The 13,261-nt window shown below is 57.9% G+C and carries 13 protein-coding genes; 8 read left to right on the top strand and 5 right to left on the bottom strand.

From position 1 onward, the window contains the following. Positions 1-4 precede the first annotated feature (4 nt). Positions 5-397, bottom strand: a complete 393-nt coding sequence (locus tag BM275_RS12670) for a VOC family protein (protein WP_090521453.1) — start codon at positions 395-397, stop codon at positions 5-7. A gap of 269 nt (positions 398-666) precedes the next feature. Between BM275_RS12670 and BM275_RS12665 the strand changes: the two genes are divergently transcribed. Further along, positions 667-2,616, top strand: a complete 1,950-nt coding sequence (locus BM275_RS12665) for an AAA family ATPase (protein ID WP_167362164.1) — start codon at positions 667-669, stop codon at positions 2,614-2,616. Between the two features lie 166 nt (positions 2,617-2,782). On the opposite strand, the gene BM275_RS12660 is transcribed toward BM275_RS12665, so the two are convergent. Continuing rightward, the gene (locus BM275_RS12660) at positions 2,783-3,679 is read right to left on the bottom strand and encodes a LysR family transcriptional regulator (protein WP_090521449.1); all 897 of its coding nucleotides are present in this window, start codon (positions 3,677-3,679) and stop codon (positions 2,783-2,785) included. A gap of 113 nt (positions 3,680-3,792) precedes the next feature. Here BM275_RS12660 and BM275_RS12655 point away from each other — a divergent pair, with 113 nt between their 5' ends. Together BM275_RS12655 and BM275_RS12650 are read left to right on the top strand one after the other, a co-directional pair. Further along, complete coding sequence (locus BM275_RS12655) at positions 3,793-4,221, top strand: VOC family protein (protein ID WP_090521447.1); 429 nt, start codon at positions 3,793-3,795, stop codon at positions 4,219-4,221. Continuing rightward, a complete protein-coding gene (locus tag BM275_RS12650; RefSeq protein ID WP_090521445.1) occupies positions 4,218-4,805 on the top strand; it encodes a glutathione S-transferase family protein in 588 nt (195 codons plus the stop codon). The genes BM275_RS12655 and BM275_RS12650 overlap by 4 nt, the downstream gene beginning before the upstream one ends. Before the next feature lie 70 nt (positions 4,806-4,875). Here the strand turns inward: BM275_RS12650 and BM275_RS12645 are convergent, their stop codons facing one another. Further along, the gene (locus BM275_RS12645) at positions 4,876-5,811 is read right to left on the bottom strand and encodes a LysR substrate-binding domain-containing protein (RefSeq protein ID WP_037000029.1); all 936 of its coding nucleotides are present in this window, start codon (positions 5,809-5,811) and stop codon (positions 4,876-4,878) included. A gap of 121 nt (positions 5,812-5,932) precedes the next feature. Here BM275_RS12645 and BM275_RS12640 point away from each other — a divergent pair, with 121 nt between their 5' ends. From BM275_RS12640 to thrH, 3 genes are read left to right on the top strand one after another with little or no spacing between them, the layout of a single operon-like run. Next, positions 5,933-6,715 (top strand): 2OG-Fe dioxygenase family protein, encoded by a 783-nt coding sequence (locus BM275_RS12640; protein ID WP_272891024.1) that lies wholly within the window; start codon positions 5,933-5,935, stop codon positions 6,713-6,715. Positions 6,716-6,763: 48 nt separating this feature from the next. Beyond that, positions 6,764-7,381 carry a LysE family translocator gene (locus BM275_RS12635; protein WP_003300809.1) on the top strand — a complete coding sequence of 206 codons (618 nt, stop codon included), beginning with the start codon at positions 6,764-6,766 and terminating at the stop codon, positions 7,379-7,381. A gap of 14 nt (positions 7,382-7,395) precedes the next feature. Then, positions 7,396-8,010: a bifunctional phosphoserine phosphatase/homoserine phosphotransferase ThrH gene (thrH, locus tag BM275_RS12630; protein ID WP_003300807.1), complete on the top strand. Its 615-nt coding sequence runs from the start codon at positions 7,396-7,398 to the stop codon at positions 8,008-8,010. Positions 8,011-8,062: 52 nt separating this feature from the next. Here the strand turns inward: thrH and BM275_RS12625 are convergent, their stop codons facing one another. Next, on the bottom strand, positions 8,063-8,968 hold the full coding sequence (locus tag BM275_RS12625; RefSeq protein WP_014821107.1) for a LysR family transcriptional regulator: 906 nt from the start codon (positions 8,966-8,968) through the stop codon (positions 8,063-8,065). A 148-nt stretch (positions 8,969-9,116) separates the two neighbouring features. Here BM275_RS12625 and BM275_RS12620 point away from each other — a divergent pair, with 148 nt between their 5' ends. Beyond that, positions 9,117-10,163 carry an SDR family oxidoreductase gene (locus BM275_RS12620; RefSeq protein WP_090521443.1) on the top strand — a complete coding sequence of 349 codons (1,047 nt, stop codon included), beginning with the start codon at positions 9,117-9,119 and terminating at the stop codon, positions 10,161-10,163. A 67-nt stretch (positions 10,164-10,230) separates the two neighbouring features. After that, the gene (locus BM275_RS12615; protein ID WP_090521441.1) at positions 10,231-11,547 is read left to right on the top strand and encodes an NTP/NDP exchange transporter; all 1,317 of its coding nucleotides are present in this window, start codon (positions 10,231-10,233) and stop codon (positions 11,545-11,547) included. Between the two features lie 18 nt (positions 11,548-11,565). On the opposite strand, the gene BM275_RS12610 is transcribed toward BM275_RS12615, so the two are convergent. Beyond that, the gene (locus tag BM275_RS12610) at positions 11,566-13,065 is read right to left on the bottom strand and encodes a phosphate ABC transporter substrate-binding protein (protein ID WP_090521439.1); all 1,500 of its coding nucleotides are present in this window, start codon (positions 13,063-13,065) and stop codon (positions 11,566-11,568) included. Between the last annotated feature and the right edge of the window lie 196 nt (positions 13,066-13,261).

Here is a 13,261-nt window from a genome sequence, read left to right as displayed (position 1 = left end):
AGGGTTACTGCGGGCGGTAGATGGCGCACAGCTTGTTGCCGTCAGGGTCGCGGACGTAGCTGAGGTGCAACGCGCCGAGGTTGGTTTCGCGCAGGCCCGGCGGGTCCTCGCAAGTCGTGCCGCCATGGGCGACGCCGATATCGTGAAACGCCTTGACCTGCTCGGCCGAGCTGCACTTGAAGCCAATGGTGCCGCCGTTGCCGACAGTCGCTTCCTCACCGTTGATCGGCTCGGTTACACCGAACAGGCTGCCGTCGTGACGGTAGAACAGGCGCGTATGCCCGGACGGCGCCACGTTGCGCAGCGGCTCGCCAGCGTCGAGTACGCCGAGCACGGCATCGTAGAAGCGCTTCGACCGTTCAATATCATTCGAACCGACCATTACATGGTTGAGCATGGGGGCCTCGCTATTTGGTTTGGAGTTGTGCGGCTATGGAGCGCGCACTCTAGCATCGGGATGAAGAGGGGGGGGCAAGCGGTGGGTTGGGCGGTGGGCCCTGATGTTCGACTGGTCGAGCATCGGCCACTTTCGGCCAGGAGCGGGCGGTGGGCACAGTGATGGCCAATGGGTAGGTCACCGATGCTACTTTCGAATTCTGGAGGCAGTAAGGCTTGCTGAGGCAATCTGCTAGCATGCGGGCAGGGCGGATTTATAAGGAGAAGCATGTGATCGTAGGGCTGTTATTAAGAAATTACAAAACATACCAAAATATAAATTTCATACCTCTTTCTAACGGCAGTATGTTTTCAGCAATAGTCGGCGAAAACGGCTCAGGCAAGAGTTCTGTTCTAGAGGCGCTTGATAGCTTCTTTAATTCGACAGAATGGAATCTGAATCACAGCTTGGCGAAAGGGTATCCCGAGAGGGAGCCTTACATTTGTCCTATCTTTCTTATAGAAAAGAGTTCATTTGACTTCGAGTACGATCAGTATGACGATTTTCTACAGAAAATAAATGAAATGGTATGGTCGGCGACTCCGCAGGAATTTAATTCATCGCCGAAACCTGTCAGCGAATTTTGTTCCAATAGAGATGTTTTACTGAGTGGTGGTTATGGCGCTCATAGCCATTACCTTCTACCTTTAGGGTTGATTAAAACAGCGGCAGGTGCAGCGCCTGGCTCGTATTTTTCAATATTTGAGTCTCTGGAAGAGTTTGGGGCGCTTCAAAATTATCCGTGCTGGTCAGAGTTCGTAGATGCGCTATTTTTTTATGTGCAAACAACATATCAATATATATACGTTCCATCCGAAATCAATTTCAGAGAATACACAAAGATAGAAAGCAAAACAGTCCAGGCACTTCTAGGAACAAAAATTGAGGAAATAGTCAGAAACATTGTAAAAAAATCAACAGTCACCGATATCAATCAGAAGCTTAATGCGTTTCTAGCAGAAATCTCCAACACACTTGAACATTACGAATACAAAAAGCCTGCAAAAAAACAGAACCTATTCAACCAGTCACACTTAACAGAAAAAATCATAGAAGCTTTTTTTGATAGTAAGATTCTTACGAAAAAGGTAGGTAAAGATAGCGTTCCGGTAAACAATCTAAGTTCTGGAGAAAAAAGACAGGCTTTGATCGACATTGCAAGAGCATTTCTTTTGGAGACTGAAGCAACCAGAGAGCATCATGTTATATTTGCTATAGATGAGCCCGAACTTTCTCTGCACGTTTCTTCGTGTTTTGAACAATTCGAAAAATTGAAAGACATCTCTCAAGCAAGTGTCCAGACAATTGTCACTACTCATTGGTATGGCTTCATGCCGATTGTGTCTGACGGTGTCGCTATTTACTGTCCTAAGCTTGAGACCGAACTAATAATGATTGATTTGCGATGTTTCAGGGAAGACATTGCAAAGCTTAGAAAAACGACGCAAGGAAAGCTACCTTCGGACATAGAGCTTAAGGGATTAAACGATCTCGTTCAGTCAATGATAGCTTCTATAACAGGCAGCGACTATAGGTGGATAGTTTGTGAAGGCTCGGCAGACAAAATTTATCTCGACTTTTATTTGTCGAGAAAAAAACTGTTCATTCTGCCAGTTGGTGGTTCTAAGCACGTTAAGAAAATATTCAGATACTTGGAGATGGCTCTTGATGACCATCGAGACGACATTAAGGGTAAGGTTTTTTTACTACTAGATACTGATAAAGCATTTGAAAAATATGATGCAAACGACTCGATAAAACAAATTCAAATAAAGCGCATTCACAATGACATTGATGAAAGTAAAACAATTCTGAAATCAACAAGCAATACTGAATATCATCCTCCAACGGTTATGGAGGATACACTAATTCCCAATGATTTTACGACTACACTTAGAAGCTTCGAAAGTGATCCCGACTTTGGGGACTACGTGGGGCCTCTCTTGGACGCGATAAATCATGACCATGAAGACTGGCCTGCGGCGTTGGCGTTCGATTTGCGGACAACTGAGCAACGCAGCATGGAAGAACTATTCAACCTGCCTGGATTTAAAGTTAAGTTTGCGCTCAAATATACTGAGATTGCGGATGTGTCTAATATTCCACTATGGATGAATGAGCTGACTGACTTTTTGTTTCCAGTTATTAGAAAGTCTCGCACTAACAAACCAAGAGGTTAGCTTTGTGGGTAGCTGTGTGAATCGCCCTTGGTTTTGTAGACGCAGAGCGAATGCTCCTGGCCAATTCGAGTCGTCAGTGATCAATAAAGGTCGCCCAATGCAGCCCCAGCGGGGGGGCGATCAGAATCACTGTACGCTCTTGGCTGAAAGCAGCCAGCCTCTATTTCTAATCCAACCCCGGCAAACCCTGCTCCAACCTCGGACAAACCCACTCCACAAACGCCCGCACCCTTGGCGATAGCTTCAAGGCGTGTGGGTAGACCAGTTGGATCGGCAGGTCCTTCGGTTCGTAATCCCTGAGCACCCTTACCAGACGGCCATCAGCCAGTTCTTCTGCCACCTGATAGTGCATCAGCCGCGTGATGCCGAGGCCTTGCACGCAGGCCAGGCTGGCGGCGCGGATCTGGTTGCAGGTCAGGCGTGGGATAATTTCTTCAGCCTGTTCCTTTTCGCCGTGGCGGTAGTACCAATGGCGGCCCTGGGCGGCGAAGAGGATGCAGGCGTGGTCTTCCAGTGCTGCGGGGGTGTCGATGGCGGGGGCGGTGCTCAGGTAGTCGGGGCTGGCGCAGGTGACCAGCCGGGTGCTGCCGATCTGTCGGGCGACCATTGCCGAGTCGGGGAGGTGGCCGATGCGCAGGGCGAGGTCGAGGCGTTCGTCGAGCAGCGGGACGATCTGGTCGCTCAGGTTCAGCTCGACCCGGATCTCGGCATGTTCCTTGAGAAATTCATTCACCAGCGGCGCGACGTAACGCTGGCCGAACTCCACTGGTGCGGTGATGCGCAGTAGGCCGCGGACGGCGCCGTCGCTGGCCTCCAGGCGCTGCTCCATGTCGGCGAAGTCCGCCAGCATGCGCCGGCTCCAGGCCAGGTACTCCGCGCCCTCGTCGGTGAGGGCCATGCGCCGAGTGCTGCGGTTCAGCAGGCGCACGCCGAGGTGGCGTTCCAGCGCGGCCAGCGAGCGCACCACCGATGCCACGGATTGCCCGGTGGCATCGGCGGCCGAGCTCAGGCTGCCGTTGTCGACGATGCGAACGAAGTTGGCCATTGCCTTGAGCTTGTCCATTGCCACCCCGGGATTTGTGCGATCACTGCATAGATGTTGTCAGGCCCGCGGCATAGGTGAAACCGGCGCGGTGGCTGACACTGCAGGGACTGAGATTTCCTGGAGTTTCGCACATGAATCAGTCAGCCAGTCCCGCTCGCATTGTCGCCTACGACCACATCGGCATTCGTGTCAGCGACCGGCCGCGGGCGATGGCCTTCTACCAGGCGCTGGGCTTCGTCGAGAGCGCCAGCTTCCCGCTGTTCGAGGCTAACGAAATGCTCAGCCCGGATGGCGTGCGCATCAATCTGATCTTCAACGGTGCGCGTGCCGCTGATGCGCACAACGTGCTGCTGGATGCGCCGGTCAAGCGGCCCGGCATGACCCATCCGGCCTTTATCGTCGATGACCTCGCGGCGCTCCAGCATTGGCTCGAGGCGCAGAACATCGTCATCACCGAGGGGCCGCATCCCATCGGCCCGCGGCGGATCGCGCTGTTCATCCGCGACCCGGACGGCAACGTTCTCGAATTCAATCAGCTCATCAGAGAAGGTGCGCAATGAAACTGTACGACCTGGGTCCATCCGGCAACTGCTACAAGGTGCGGCTGTTCGCTGCGCTGGCAAATATCGACCTTGAACTGGTGGCCGTAGATTTCGCCAATGGTGCGCACAAGAAGCCGCCGCTGTCCGAGCTGAACCCGCTGGGGCAGCTGCCGATTCTGGATGATGGCGACCATATCGTCCGCGACTCGCAGGCCATTCTGGTTTACCTCGCCGGCGCATACGGCGGCCTGGCGTGGTGGCCGGACAACCCGCGCGGGCAGGCGGAGATCGTGCAGTGGCTGTCCTTCACCGCGAACGAGATCCAGCAGAGCCTGAATGCGGCGCGGCTGGTTCAGAAGTTCGGCTATCCGCTGGACAAGGCCGCGGCGCTGGCCAAGGCGCCGGCGGTGCTCAAGCTGCTGGACGACCATCTGCAGCGCCACGATTGGCTGGCGATCGACCGGCCGACCATCGCCGATTGCGCGGTCTACCCCTACGTGGTGCTAGCGCCGGAAGGGGATGTGGATCTCACGCCGTACAGCCACGTCGTCCGCTGGATGGAGCGGCTGGAAGCGTTGCCGGGCTATCTGCCCAAGCCCTGAGTGTCGATCAGGTAGGCAGGTTTACTGACAAAACCGCTGTCGGCCAGCATTCCGAGTTACGGCCTACCTGCTAAGAAGATACCGCGGGATGTGGGCTGCTCGTCGAGTTAGCTGTTGGCGGCAGCTCACCACCCATAAGCTCAATGTAGTGATCAAGTTGTTCCGTTATCCAGCTCTTGAATATATTGCACTTGGAACTTTCATCCAAAGCTTTGGGTGATAAAAGGCAATATGTTGAACCGTCTCGGATAAAGCCATACGGCGCAACTAGCTGGCCGGACTCCAGTTCGGCTTGAACCATAAATAGGGACGCCATTCCTACTCCTAATCCTGACGTCGCCGCCTGAATGGACAGGTAGAAATGCTCATAGTCGACCTTTATAGAACCAGAGAGATCCACTCCCGTAAGGCGTAGCCAATTATCCCATGCCATCGGGCGAGTCTTGCTGTGTAACAGGCTTAATTTGTCCAGCCGTTTCTTGTCGGGAGTATTTGGCGGCGTACAAACCGGCCCGATCCACTCTTCGCAGATTTTCACGCTGTGTACAGAGCTGCCCCAATGAAAGTCATCGCGGCGGATTGCGAGATCAGCCCCTGAGCGGGCGAAATCAATCGGCCCGCCGGCGGCCAATAATTGGATCTGCAAGTTCGGATGCGCTTCATGAAAAGCAGGAAGTCGAGGGATCAGCCACTTCATGGCGATGGTGGGCTCACAGGAGAGCACAAGGACGTCTTCTCGACCCTCTCGCTGTAAGCGATAAACGGCATCTTCCAACTGATCGAACAGGGGCGCTGTCACGTTAAGAAGGAGGTGGCCTGCCTGGTTGAGAAATATTGCCCTGTTGCGCCGATCAAATAACTCGACCCCGATAGCTTCCTCCAGCAGCCGCACCTGACGACTAACGGCGCCGTGAGTTACGTGCAGTTGCTCAGCTGCTTTGACGAAGCTCTGAGTTTTGGCTGCAACAGTGAAAAACCGAAACGAAGCTAGCGGAGGTAAATTCATATAGACGACGTTTTCTCACAGATATCGGAAACGATAAATCGTTTTTCTAATTGCTTGTAGGTCCGCAAGATTTCTGCTGCCACTTGAGTCAAAGCGGTGGTATTGCCCATCAGGAGGACCTATGAATAACATGCGAAGCGATATACAAAATGCCGTCATGTTTCACCCTCAGCTCACCAACCCGTCGCCTGAAGTCAGAAATCTGTGCGAAAAAGTAGCACAAAAAGATTTCATTTTCCTTGCTGGCCGAAAGACTACCAAGCTGCTGACTGCAATGGACCCAGACGTCATGGATGATTGGCATGCTTTTCAGGAGAGCTGGAATCGCCTTGAGCAGGACGCGTATATGCGCGATGGCGGCACGTACCGTTTCCGCCGACATGGGACATACAGTGCTGGTCCTGGCATACAGTGCCCCGTTATGGAACCGCACCAACCGCACTTTCAGAGCACTGACTACAACAGCCTCAACGGCGGTATTCCACGATACTTTGCTCCGATAGAGGGCGAAATAAGCGAAGGGAAAGTGTTGCGCTCTGCATTGAAGCTATGTTGTGCCAGTTTTAGTAGCCTAGCTCAGTATTATTCTTGGCACATCGAGGTTCACCAGTTCAGAATAAATGCTTCACAGCTTCCAGCCTCACCAACTCCTGAAGGCATTCATCGTGATGGGGTAAACTTCGTTTTCATGATGCTGGTTAATCGCGTCAACATCGTTAATGGAGAAACGTCTATCTATGACCGTGATAGACGACCGTTGAGTAGTCTTACACTTGCACATGAGTTGGAGGCCGCCATCGTGAATGACGAGCGTGTGCTGCATGGTGTAACACCGGTCATTCAGATAGATCCAGAGTTGCCCGCTTATCGAGATGTATTGGTTATCACCTTCAGTAAGCGCTGATTAATAGATCCTGGCGGTAGGCTAGTCTTACCGCCTCGGAGAATGTAAATGAACGAATTGTTTGCAGTGGCCGCCATTACTGTCTTAGCTGTTGTCAGTCCAGGTCCCGACTTTGCCATGGTGACCCGCAATAGTTACTCGTTCGGGCGGAAGAATGGTTTGACGGCTGCGCTAGGTATTGCTTGTGGCGTGCAGGTCCATGTTTTTTACACGGTTTTCGGAATCGCTGTAATAATTACCCACTCACCCATACTGTTCATAAGTATGAAGATGCTCGGCGCTGGCTATCTCATTTACTTGGGAATTAAATCGTTGATGAATGCTGGAGCCCTGACGATAGGGGAGGCTGACGGACGTGAGTCTACAGCTTGGAAAGCATTTCGGACTGGTTTTTTTACTAATGCGCTCAATCCAAAAACAATGTTGTTTGTGGTTGCAACTTATAGTCAGGTAGTGCGCGCCGATAGCTCTCTATACGTTAATTTTGCTTACGGTATATTTATGTCGTTGTCTCACTTGGTTTGGTTTAGCTTAGTGGCGGTATTCTTTTCCGCTGAGGCTCTGCGTAGACGCATACTGAGAAAGCAGCACATTGTTGACCGGGTTATTGGTACCGCGCTGATTGGTCTTGGCGCGAGCTTAGTATTGCCTGGCGTTGGGCGATGATTCAGGAGAGGCTTATGAAACTGGCCTGCATAGATCTAGAGGGTGTTTTGGTCCCGGAGCTTTGGCCAATCATTGCCGAGCGTACAGGCATCGATTCCCTGGCACTGACCACGCGCGAGGTGCCAGATTACGATTTGTTGATGCGAAATCGCATTGCGCTTCTGCGTGACAACGGCTTAAGACTCAGCTGTGTCAGCCGAATACTATCCCATGTTGAGCCTGTTCCCGGCGCCAGACAGTTTCTTGATGAGCTTTCTTTTAATGAGTACGAGATAAACATTATTTCTGACTGCTTTCTCGAGTTGGCAAATCCGCTCTTCGACTTGTTAGGCGGGCCGACAGCTATGTGTCATCGCCTGAATGTGGATCGTTTTGGCTTTGTGACGGATTGCAGTTTTTATAAGCGCGCCGGTAAGGAAGACCATGTGGCCCAGGCGCTTTCTGAAGGGCGTTATGTGTTGGCAGTAGGTGATGCCTTCAATGATCTCGCGATGTTGCGAATGGCGAATAAAAGTTATTTAGTCAGCCCGTCTGCAGCGACGCGCGCAGCTGCTCCAGATATTAAAACTGTGGCAAGTGTCGATGAGATTATTCCTTTGCACGTTCATGAAAGAGCTGCGCTGGAATGAAGCGGCTGGAGGCGCTTCCGGGCTATCTGCCCAAGCCCTGACCTGCGCTGAGTCAGGCCCGCTCTTGCCCCTCGGCCTTGAGGAAATCGACGAAAGCCCTGAGCGGCGAGGGCATGTGGCGGCGGCCGTGGTAGTAGAGATAGGGGCCGTCGAATGACTGCCACCAGTCTTCGAGGATGGGCGTCAGGCGGCCGTCGGCGAGCGGCTCGCGGATGAAGTCCTCGAAGGTGTAGATGATGCCCAGGCCGTTGATCGCCGCGCTGGTCTTCAGGTCGTGGGAGGAGGTGACGAGCTGGCCTTGTGGCGGTATGCGCAGGGTTCGGCCGTCCTTCTCGAACTCGAAAACACCCACCTTGCCGCTCTCGAAACGATGGCCGAGCAGCTGGTGCTCGGTCAGCTCGGACGGGTGCCGCGGTGTGCCATGGGCGGCGAGGTAGCTGGGCGCGGCGGCGGCGACGAAGCGTTGCCGGCGCGGGCCGATGGGGATGGCGATCATGTCCTTGGCGAGGCTTTCCTCGTAGCGCACCCCGGCGTCGTAGCCCGCCGCGATGACGTCGATAAAGGTGTTCTCCATCACCACTTCGACGTTCACCGCCGGGTAGAGCTTGAGGAAGCGGCTCAGCAGGTCCGGCAACAGGAAGCGCGCCACCGGCACCGGCACGTTCAGCTTGACGGTGCCGACCGGCCGTTGGGCGTCATCGTCCAGGTCGTTGAATGCGGCGCTGATCTCGTCCAGCGCCGGGCGCAGGCGTTCCAGCAGGCGTTCGCCGGCGCTGGTCGGGGTGACGCTACGGGTGGTGCGGTTGAGCAGGCGCAAGCCCAGATCGCTTTCCAGGCGGCGCATGCAATCGCTCAGCGAGGACGCCGACATGCCGCGTTTCTGCGCCGCGGCGCGAAACCCTCCGGCTTCGACCACAGCGGCGAACAGGGCTACATCACTCAGGTTGGGTTGACGCATGGGACCTCCTTGAATGATCGAACTGTACGAATGGTCGAACAGCCCGTCCATGTTTGCCTGGATTATCAGCCTGTGATCGTACGCTGATACTTCCTCCGTCGGCCGCCTCTGCCTGAGGCAGGCCATTCACGACGACGAGGAAACGATCATGGCGCAGAGAAACGCAACCGGGCCGGGCAGTAATGCTTGGCCTCTTATGAAGCTGGCCAGAGCGCTGATCGCCGGGGTGGCGCTGGCTGGAACGCTGACCGTCGAAGCCGCCAACCGACCGGCGCCGACACCGGACTGGAGCCTGGCCGACATGCCGGCCCAGACCGGCCGCATCGTGCTGGTCACCGGCGGCACCAGCGGTATGGGCTACGAAGATGCGCTGGCGCTGTCACGCGCCGGCGCCGAGGTGATCATCGCCGCGCGCAACGCCGAGCGCGGGCAGGAGACGATCGAGCGGATAGGTGAGCAGGTGCCGGATGCCCGCGTGCAGTTCGAGGCCGTCGATCTGGCCAACCTGGCCTCGGTGCGCGGCCTCGCTGAGCGCCTTCAGGAACGCTTGCCGCGCCTGGACGTGCTGATCAACAACGCGGCAATCATGGCGCCTCCTGAGCGGGGCACTTCCGCTGACGGCCATGAGCTGCAGCTGGCGACCAACTACCTCGGGCCGTTCGCTCTGACCGCGTTGCTGATGCCGCTGCTGCTGGAAAGCGACGATGCCCGGGTGGTCAGCCTGTCCAGCATTGCGGCGGGTCGAGGTCGCCTGAACTTCGCGGACCTGCAGGCCGAGCAGGACTACAACCCCTACGCCACCTACGCGCAATCCAAGCTGGCGGTGCTGACCTGGGCAATGGAGTTGCAGCGCCACAGCGATTCCGCCGGCTGGGGCATTCGCAGCATCGCCGCGCACCCGGGCGTCGCGGTGACCGAACTGGTCAAGCGCGGGCCGGGGCTGGATAGCGAGTTCGCTGCCAACTGGGCCAAGGATCGCGACAAGTACCACTCCGCCGCCCAAGGCGCACTGCCGACCCTGTATGCCGCGACCGCGCCGGAAGCGGTCGGCGGCGCCTATTACGGGCCGACCGGCGAGGAGGAGAAACGTGGGCCGCTGGGCTTTGCCAGGGTTCCCGAGGCCGCCGCGAACCAGGCGGATGCCGCCGAGTTGTGGCAGCTGTCGGAACGCCTGACCGGCGTGGGCTACCCCTGAACCCTCGGGCGCGGGCCGCCTTGCGCCCGCGCCCGGTTACCTCTCTTCCTTTGTCAGGAGCGCGCCCATGAGCACGCCATCCGTTGTGCATCGCCTGAGTGCCACGATCAATGCCGAAGCGCATGAGCTGCGTCCGGCGCTGAGTGGCTTCCTGCTGTTTTTCTGTCTCTTCGCCGGCTACTTCATGCTGCGCCCGATCCGCGAGTCGATGGGCATCGCGGCGGGGGTGGAAAACCTGCAATGGCTGTTCACCGCGACCTTCTTTGTCATGCTGGCTGCCGTTCCGTTGTTCGCCTGGCTCAGCTCCCGCGTACCGCGGCTGCATTTCGTCGATTGGGTGTACGGCTTCTTTTGCCTGAACCTGCTGCTGTTCTCCGCGCTGTTTCTACTGCAGGGCGAAAACCCCTGGCTGGCGCGGGTGTTTTACGTGTGGATATCGGTCTACAACCTGTTCGTCATGTCCGTGGCCTGGAGCCTGATGGCGGATGTGTTCGATAGCGCCCAGGCCAAGCGGCTGTTCGCCTTTATCGCCGCCGGCGCGAGCGTCGGCGGGCTGGTCGGGCCGGCGCTCAGTGCGTTGCTGATCGGCAGCCTGGGCGAGTCGGGGTTGATGCTGCTCGCCGCCTTGTTGCTGGGCGCGGCGCTGGCGCTGAAGTTCTCACTGATGCGCTGGCGCGAGATCGGTGGAGCAGGGCGCCACGGCGCGGCCCCGGCGGAAAGCACGCGCAAGCCGGTGCCAGGCAACCCGTTCAGCGGGATGACGCGGGTGCTGCAGTCGCCTTATCTGCTCGGCATCGCCGGCTTCGTGGTGCTGCTGGCCACCGTGACCACTTTCCTCTATTTCGAGCAGGCGCGCCTGGTGGCCGAGCTGTTCCCTGACCGGGCCGCCCAGGTTCGCGTGTTCGGCACCATCGACGTGGTCGTCCAGGCGGGCGCGCTGCTGTCGCAACTGTTCATCACCGGGCGCCTGGCGCAGAAGCTTGGCGTGCGCGTGCTGCTGGCCATCGTGCCGCTGCTGGTCTGCGTCGGCTTTATTGGCCTGGCGCTGATGCCCAGTTTCGCCGTGCTCGCCGCGCTGATGATCGTGCGCCGCATCGGCGAGTACGCGTTCGTCCGGCCCGGACGGGAAATGCTCTTCGCGCCGCTGGATGCGGAGAGCAAGTACAAGGCGAAGAGCGTCATCGACACGGTTGTCTACCGCGCCGGCGATGCCGTCAGCGGCTGGGGGAAGACGGCACTGGACATGTTCGGTCAGGGCGCCGGCCTGGTAGCCGTGGCCGGCGCACTCTGCGCGCTGCTCTGGGGCTACCTCGGCTGGCAGCTCGGCAAGCAGGCGGACAGGCGAGTGGAAGTACCGGCGATGGCAGAGGTCGCTTGCCGATGAATTCCACCTTGCTTCGACTCAGCGTTCACCACCCTGCGCGGCGATATCGAAGGCGATGCTCCAGTTGTGCAGCGGGTAGGGCTGGTGCACCAGTGCCTTGATGTTGGCTTCGGCAGGCATGAGGTCGGGCAGGTATTCGTAGGTAGCGTCGGCGCGCATCGGGTCGCTGTCGCGTAGCTGGCCGGCGCCGCCGACCTGGTGGCTGGCGTAGCTGATGCGTGGCTGACCGCTGAGATCGCGACCGGCGCGCAGCCGCACGACGGTGTCGGCGACAATGTCGACGGCTTCGATGGGCACTTCGCCGTTGTCGTCACGCAGCACGAAACCCTTGTTATTCACGTCGCGGGCCTGGTGGCCGAGGTACGGCTGGTCGAACGCCAATGGCGGGTGCGGCACATGGTAGTCGATCAACACGTCGCGGCCGTTCGCCGTGGCCTGGCGCGGTGCGAGTGGGGTCCAGCCTTTACGCTCGACGACGACGTGGTGGTAGACCTTGCCGAGCATCTGGCCGAACCAGCGATAGCCGTTCGCCGATAGGTGCACGCCCTTGTCGGTGTAGGGGTAGACCGGGCCGACCAGGTACCAGCCGGGTTCTTCCTGGGCCAGTTCCCACTGCGCCATGCCGACCGCGAGCGAACCGTCCTTGACCGAGGATTTGGCGTCGGTCTGGTAGCTGAAGAAGGCCGGCATCTTTTCCTGCCCGGCGATGGCCTTGGCGGTGTCGGCATAGAGGTCGTCGCGCAGCTGGCGCAGCTTGGCCTTGTAGTACGCCTGATCGTTCTTGCCGCCATTGGTATGGGAATAGTCGTACTCGCCCTGCAGCCAGAAGAATGCGCTGATGCTGTAACTGGCCTGTTGCGCGTCGGCCAGCGCCTTGGCCTGATCGACGGCCTGGGTCACGCGCAGGTATTCGTTGGTGCCGCCGGTTTTCGAGAGCTGGGCGATGGAGCGACCCGAGGTCGAGGCGTTGCTGGCGACGAACAGGTGTTCCGGATCGGTGTCGCGGCCGAGGTGATGCAGATAGAGCCGACGTGCCATATTCAGCGCGCCGACTTCCACCGATTCGCCTTCCTCCTGCGCCTGCGGCGCGAGCTTGCCGACCTTCTCTGCATCGAGCACCACGGCCGCGTTGCTCTTCTGCTGCACCACGGCACGCAGCGGGGTGAAGGCTGCTTCGCCCACTGGCTTGAACGACGCGCCGCTGAAGGCTGCCGAGCGTGGTGACTGGCCGAGCATCAGGTTGTCGTAGCGTGGCGCGACGGACAGCGCCGGCCAGCCCTCGGCGGCGGAGGCGAGCGACTGGCCGTAGGTGATGATGTGGTTGTACTTGCTTTCCAGCGGCTGGGTCAGCTCGTTCGGCTTGGCCAGGAGCTCGGCGGTCAGGCGCTTGTTCTCGGCGTCGCGGGCGGCCAGCTGCCCCTCTGTTTCGGCCGCCAGGCTGGGCGTGGCCAGGGCGAGCAGGAGTGCGGCGGCGAGGGTGCTGTGCAGGATCGTCGGTTGATCAGGGCGATGGGGCATGAAGTTGTTCCGGATGCGCTGGGCAGTTTCGTGCGGCTGCCTGCGGGCGAGCCGTGGACAATTGGCGAACGCGCTTTCGACGATGGCGAAGGAGGTAAGTTCGCGGCCGCCATGTCGATGGCGGATTGGCTATGCTGTCGCGCATTCGAGCAGCGATGCGCAGCAGGCTTCGGCAGGTCGAACGATGCCGCTGTCG

Source organism: Stutzerimonas kunmingensis (assembly GCF_900114065.1).
Taxonomy (GTDB): domain Bacteria; phylum Pseudomonadota; class Gammaproteobacteria; order Pseudomonadales; family Pseudomonadaceae; genus Stutzerimonas; species Stutzerimonas kunmingensis.
Note: the sequence above shows the minus strand (reverse complement) of the source record. Positions and strands in the feature narration are given on the sequence as shown.

Bases quoted from the DNA above. Each gene is read 5' to 3' on its own strand.
- BM275_RS12645 (WP_037000029.1), bottom strand. From the start codon at position 5,811: ATGAATTTACCTCCGCTAGCTTCGTTTCGGTTTTTCACTGTTGCAGCC.
- BM275_RS12660 (WP_090521449.1), bottom strand. From the start codon at position 3,679: ATGGACAAGCTCAAGGCAATGGCCAACTTCGTTCGCATCGTCGACAAC.
- BM275_RS12650 (WP_090521445.1), top strand. From the start codon at position 4,218: ATGAAACTGTACGACCTGGGTCCATCCGGCAACTGCTACAAGGTGCGG.
- BM275_RS12655 (WP_090521447.1), top strand. From the start codon at position 3,793: ATGAATCAGTCAGCCAGTCCCGCTCGCATTGTCGCCTACGACCACATC.
- BM275_RS12625 (WP_014821107.1), bottom strand. From the start codon at position 8,968: ATGCGTCAACCCAACCTGAGTGATGTAGCCCTGTTCGCCGCTGTGGTC.
- BM275_RS12615 (WP_090521441.1), top strand. From the start codon at position 10,231: ATGAGCACGCCATCCGTTGTGCATCGCCTGAGTGCCACGATCAATGCC.
- BM275_RS12610 (WP_090521439.1), bottom strand. From the start codon at position 13,065: ATGCCCCATCGCCCTGATCAACCGACGATCCTGCACAGCACCCTCGCC.
- thrH (WP_003300807.1), top strand. From the start codon at position 7,396: ATGAAACTGGCCTGCATAGATCTAGAGGGTGTTTTGGTCCCGGAGCTT.
- BM275_RS12620 (WP_090521443.1), top strand. From the start codon at position 9,117: ATGGCGCAGAGAAACGCAACCGGGCCGGGCAGTAATGCTTGGCCTCTT.
- BM275_RS12670 (WP_090521453.1), bottom strand. From the start codon at position 397: ATGCTCAACCATGTAATGGTCGGTTCGAATGATATTGAACGGTCGAAG.
- BM275_RS12635 (WP_003300809.1), top strand. From the start codon at position 6,764: ATGAACGAATTGTTTGCAGTGGCCGCCATTACTGTCTTAGCTGTTGTC.
- BM275_RS12640 (WP_272891024.1), top strand. From the start codon at position 5,933: ATGAATAACATGCGAAGCGATATACAAAATGCCGTCATGTTTCACCCT.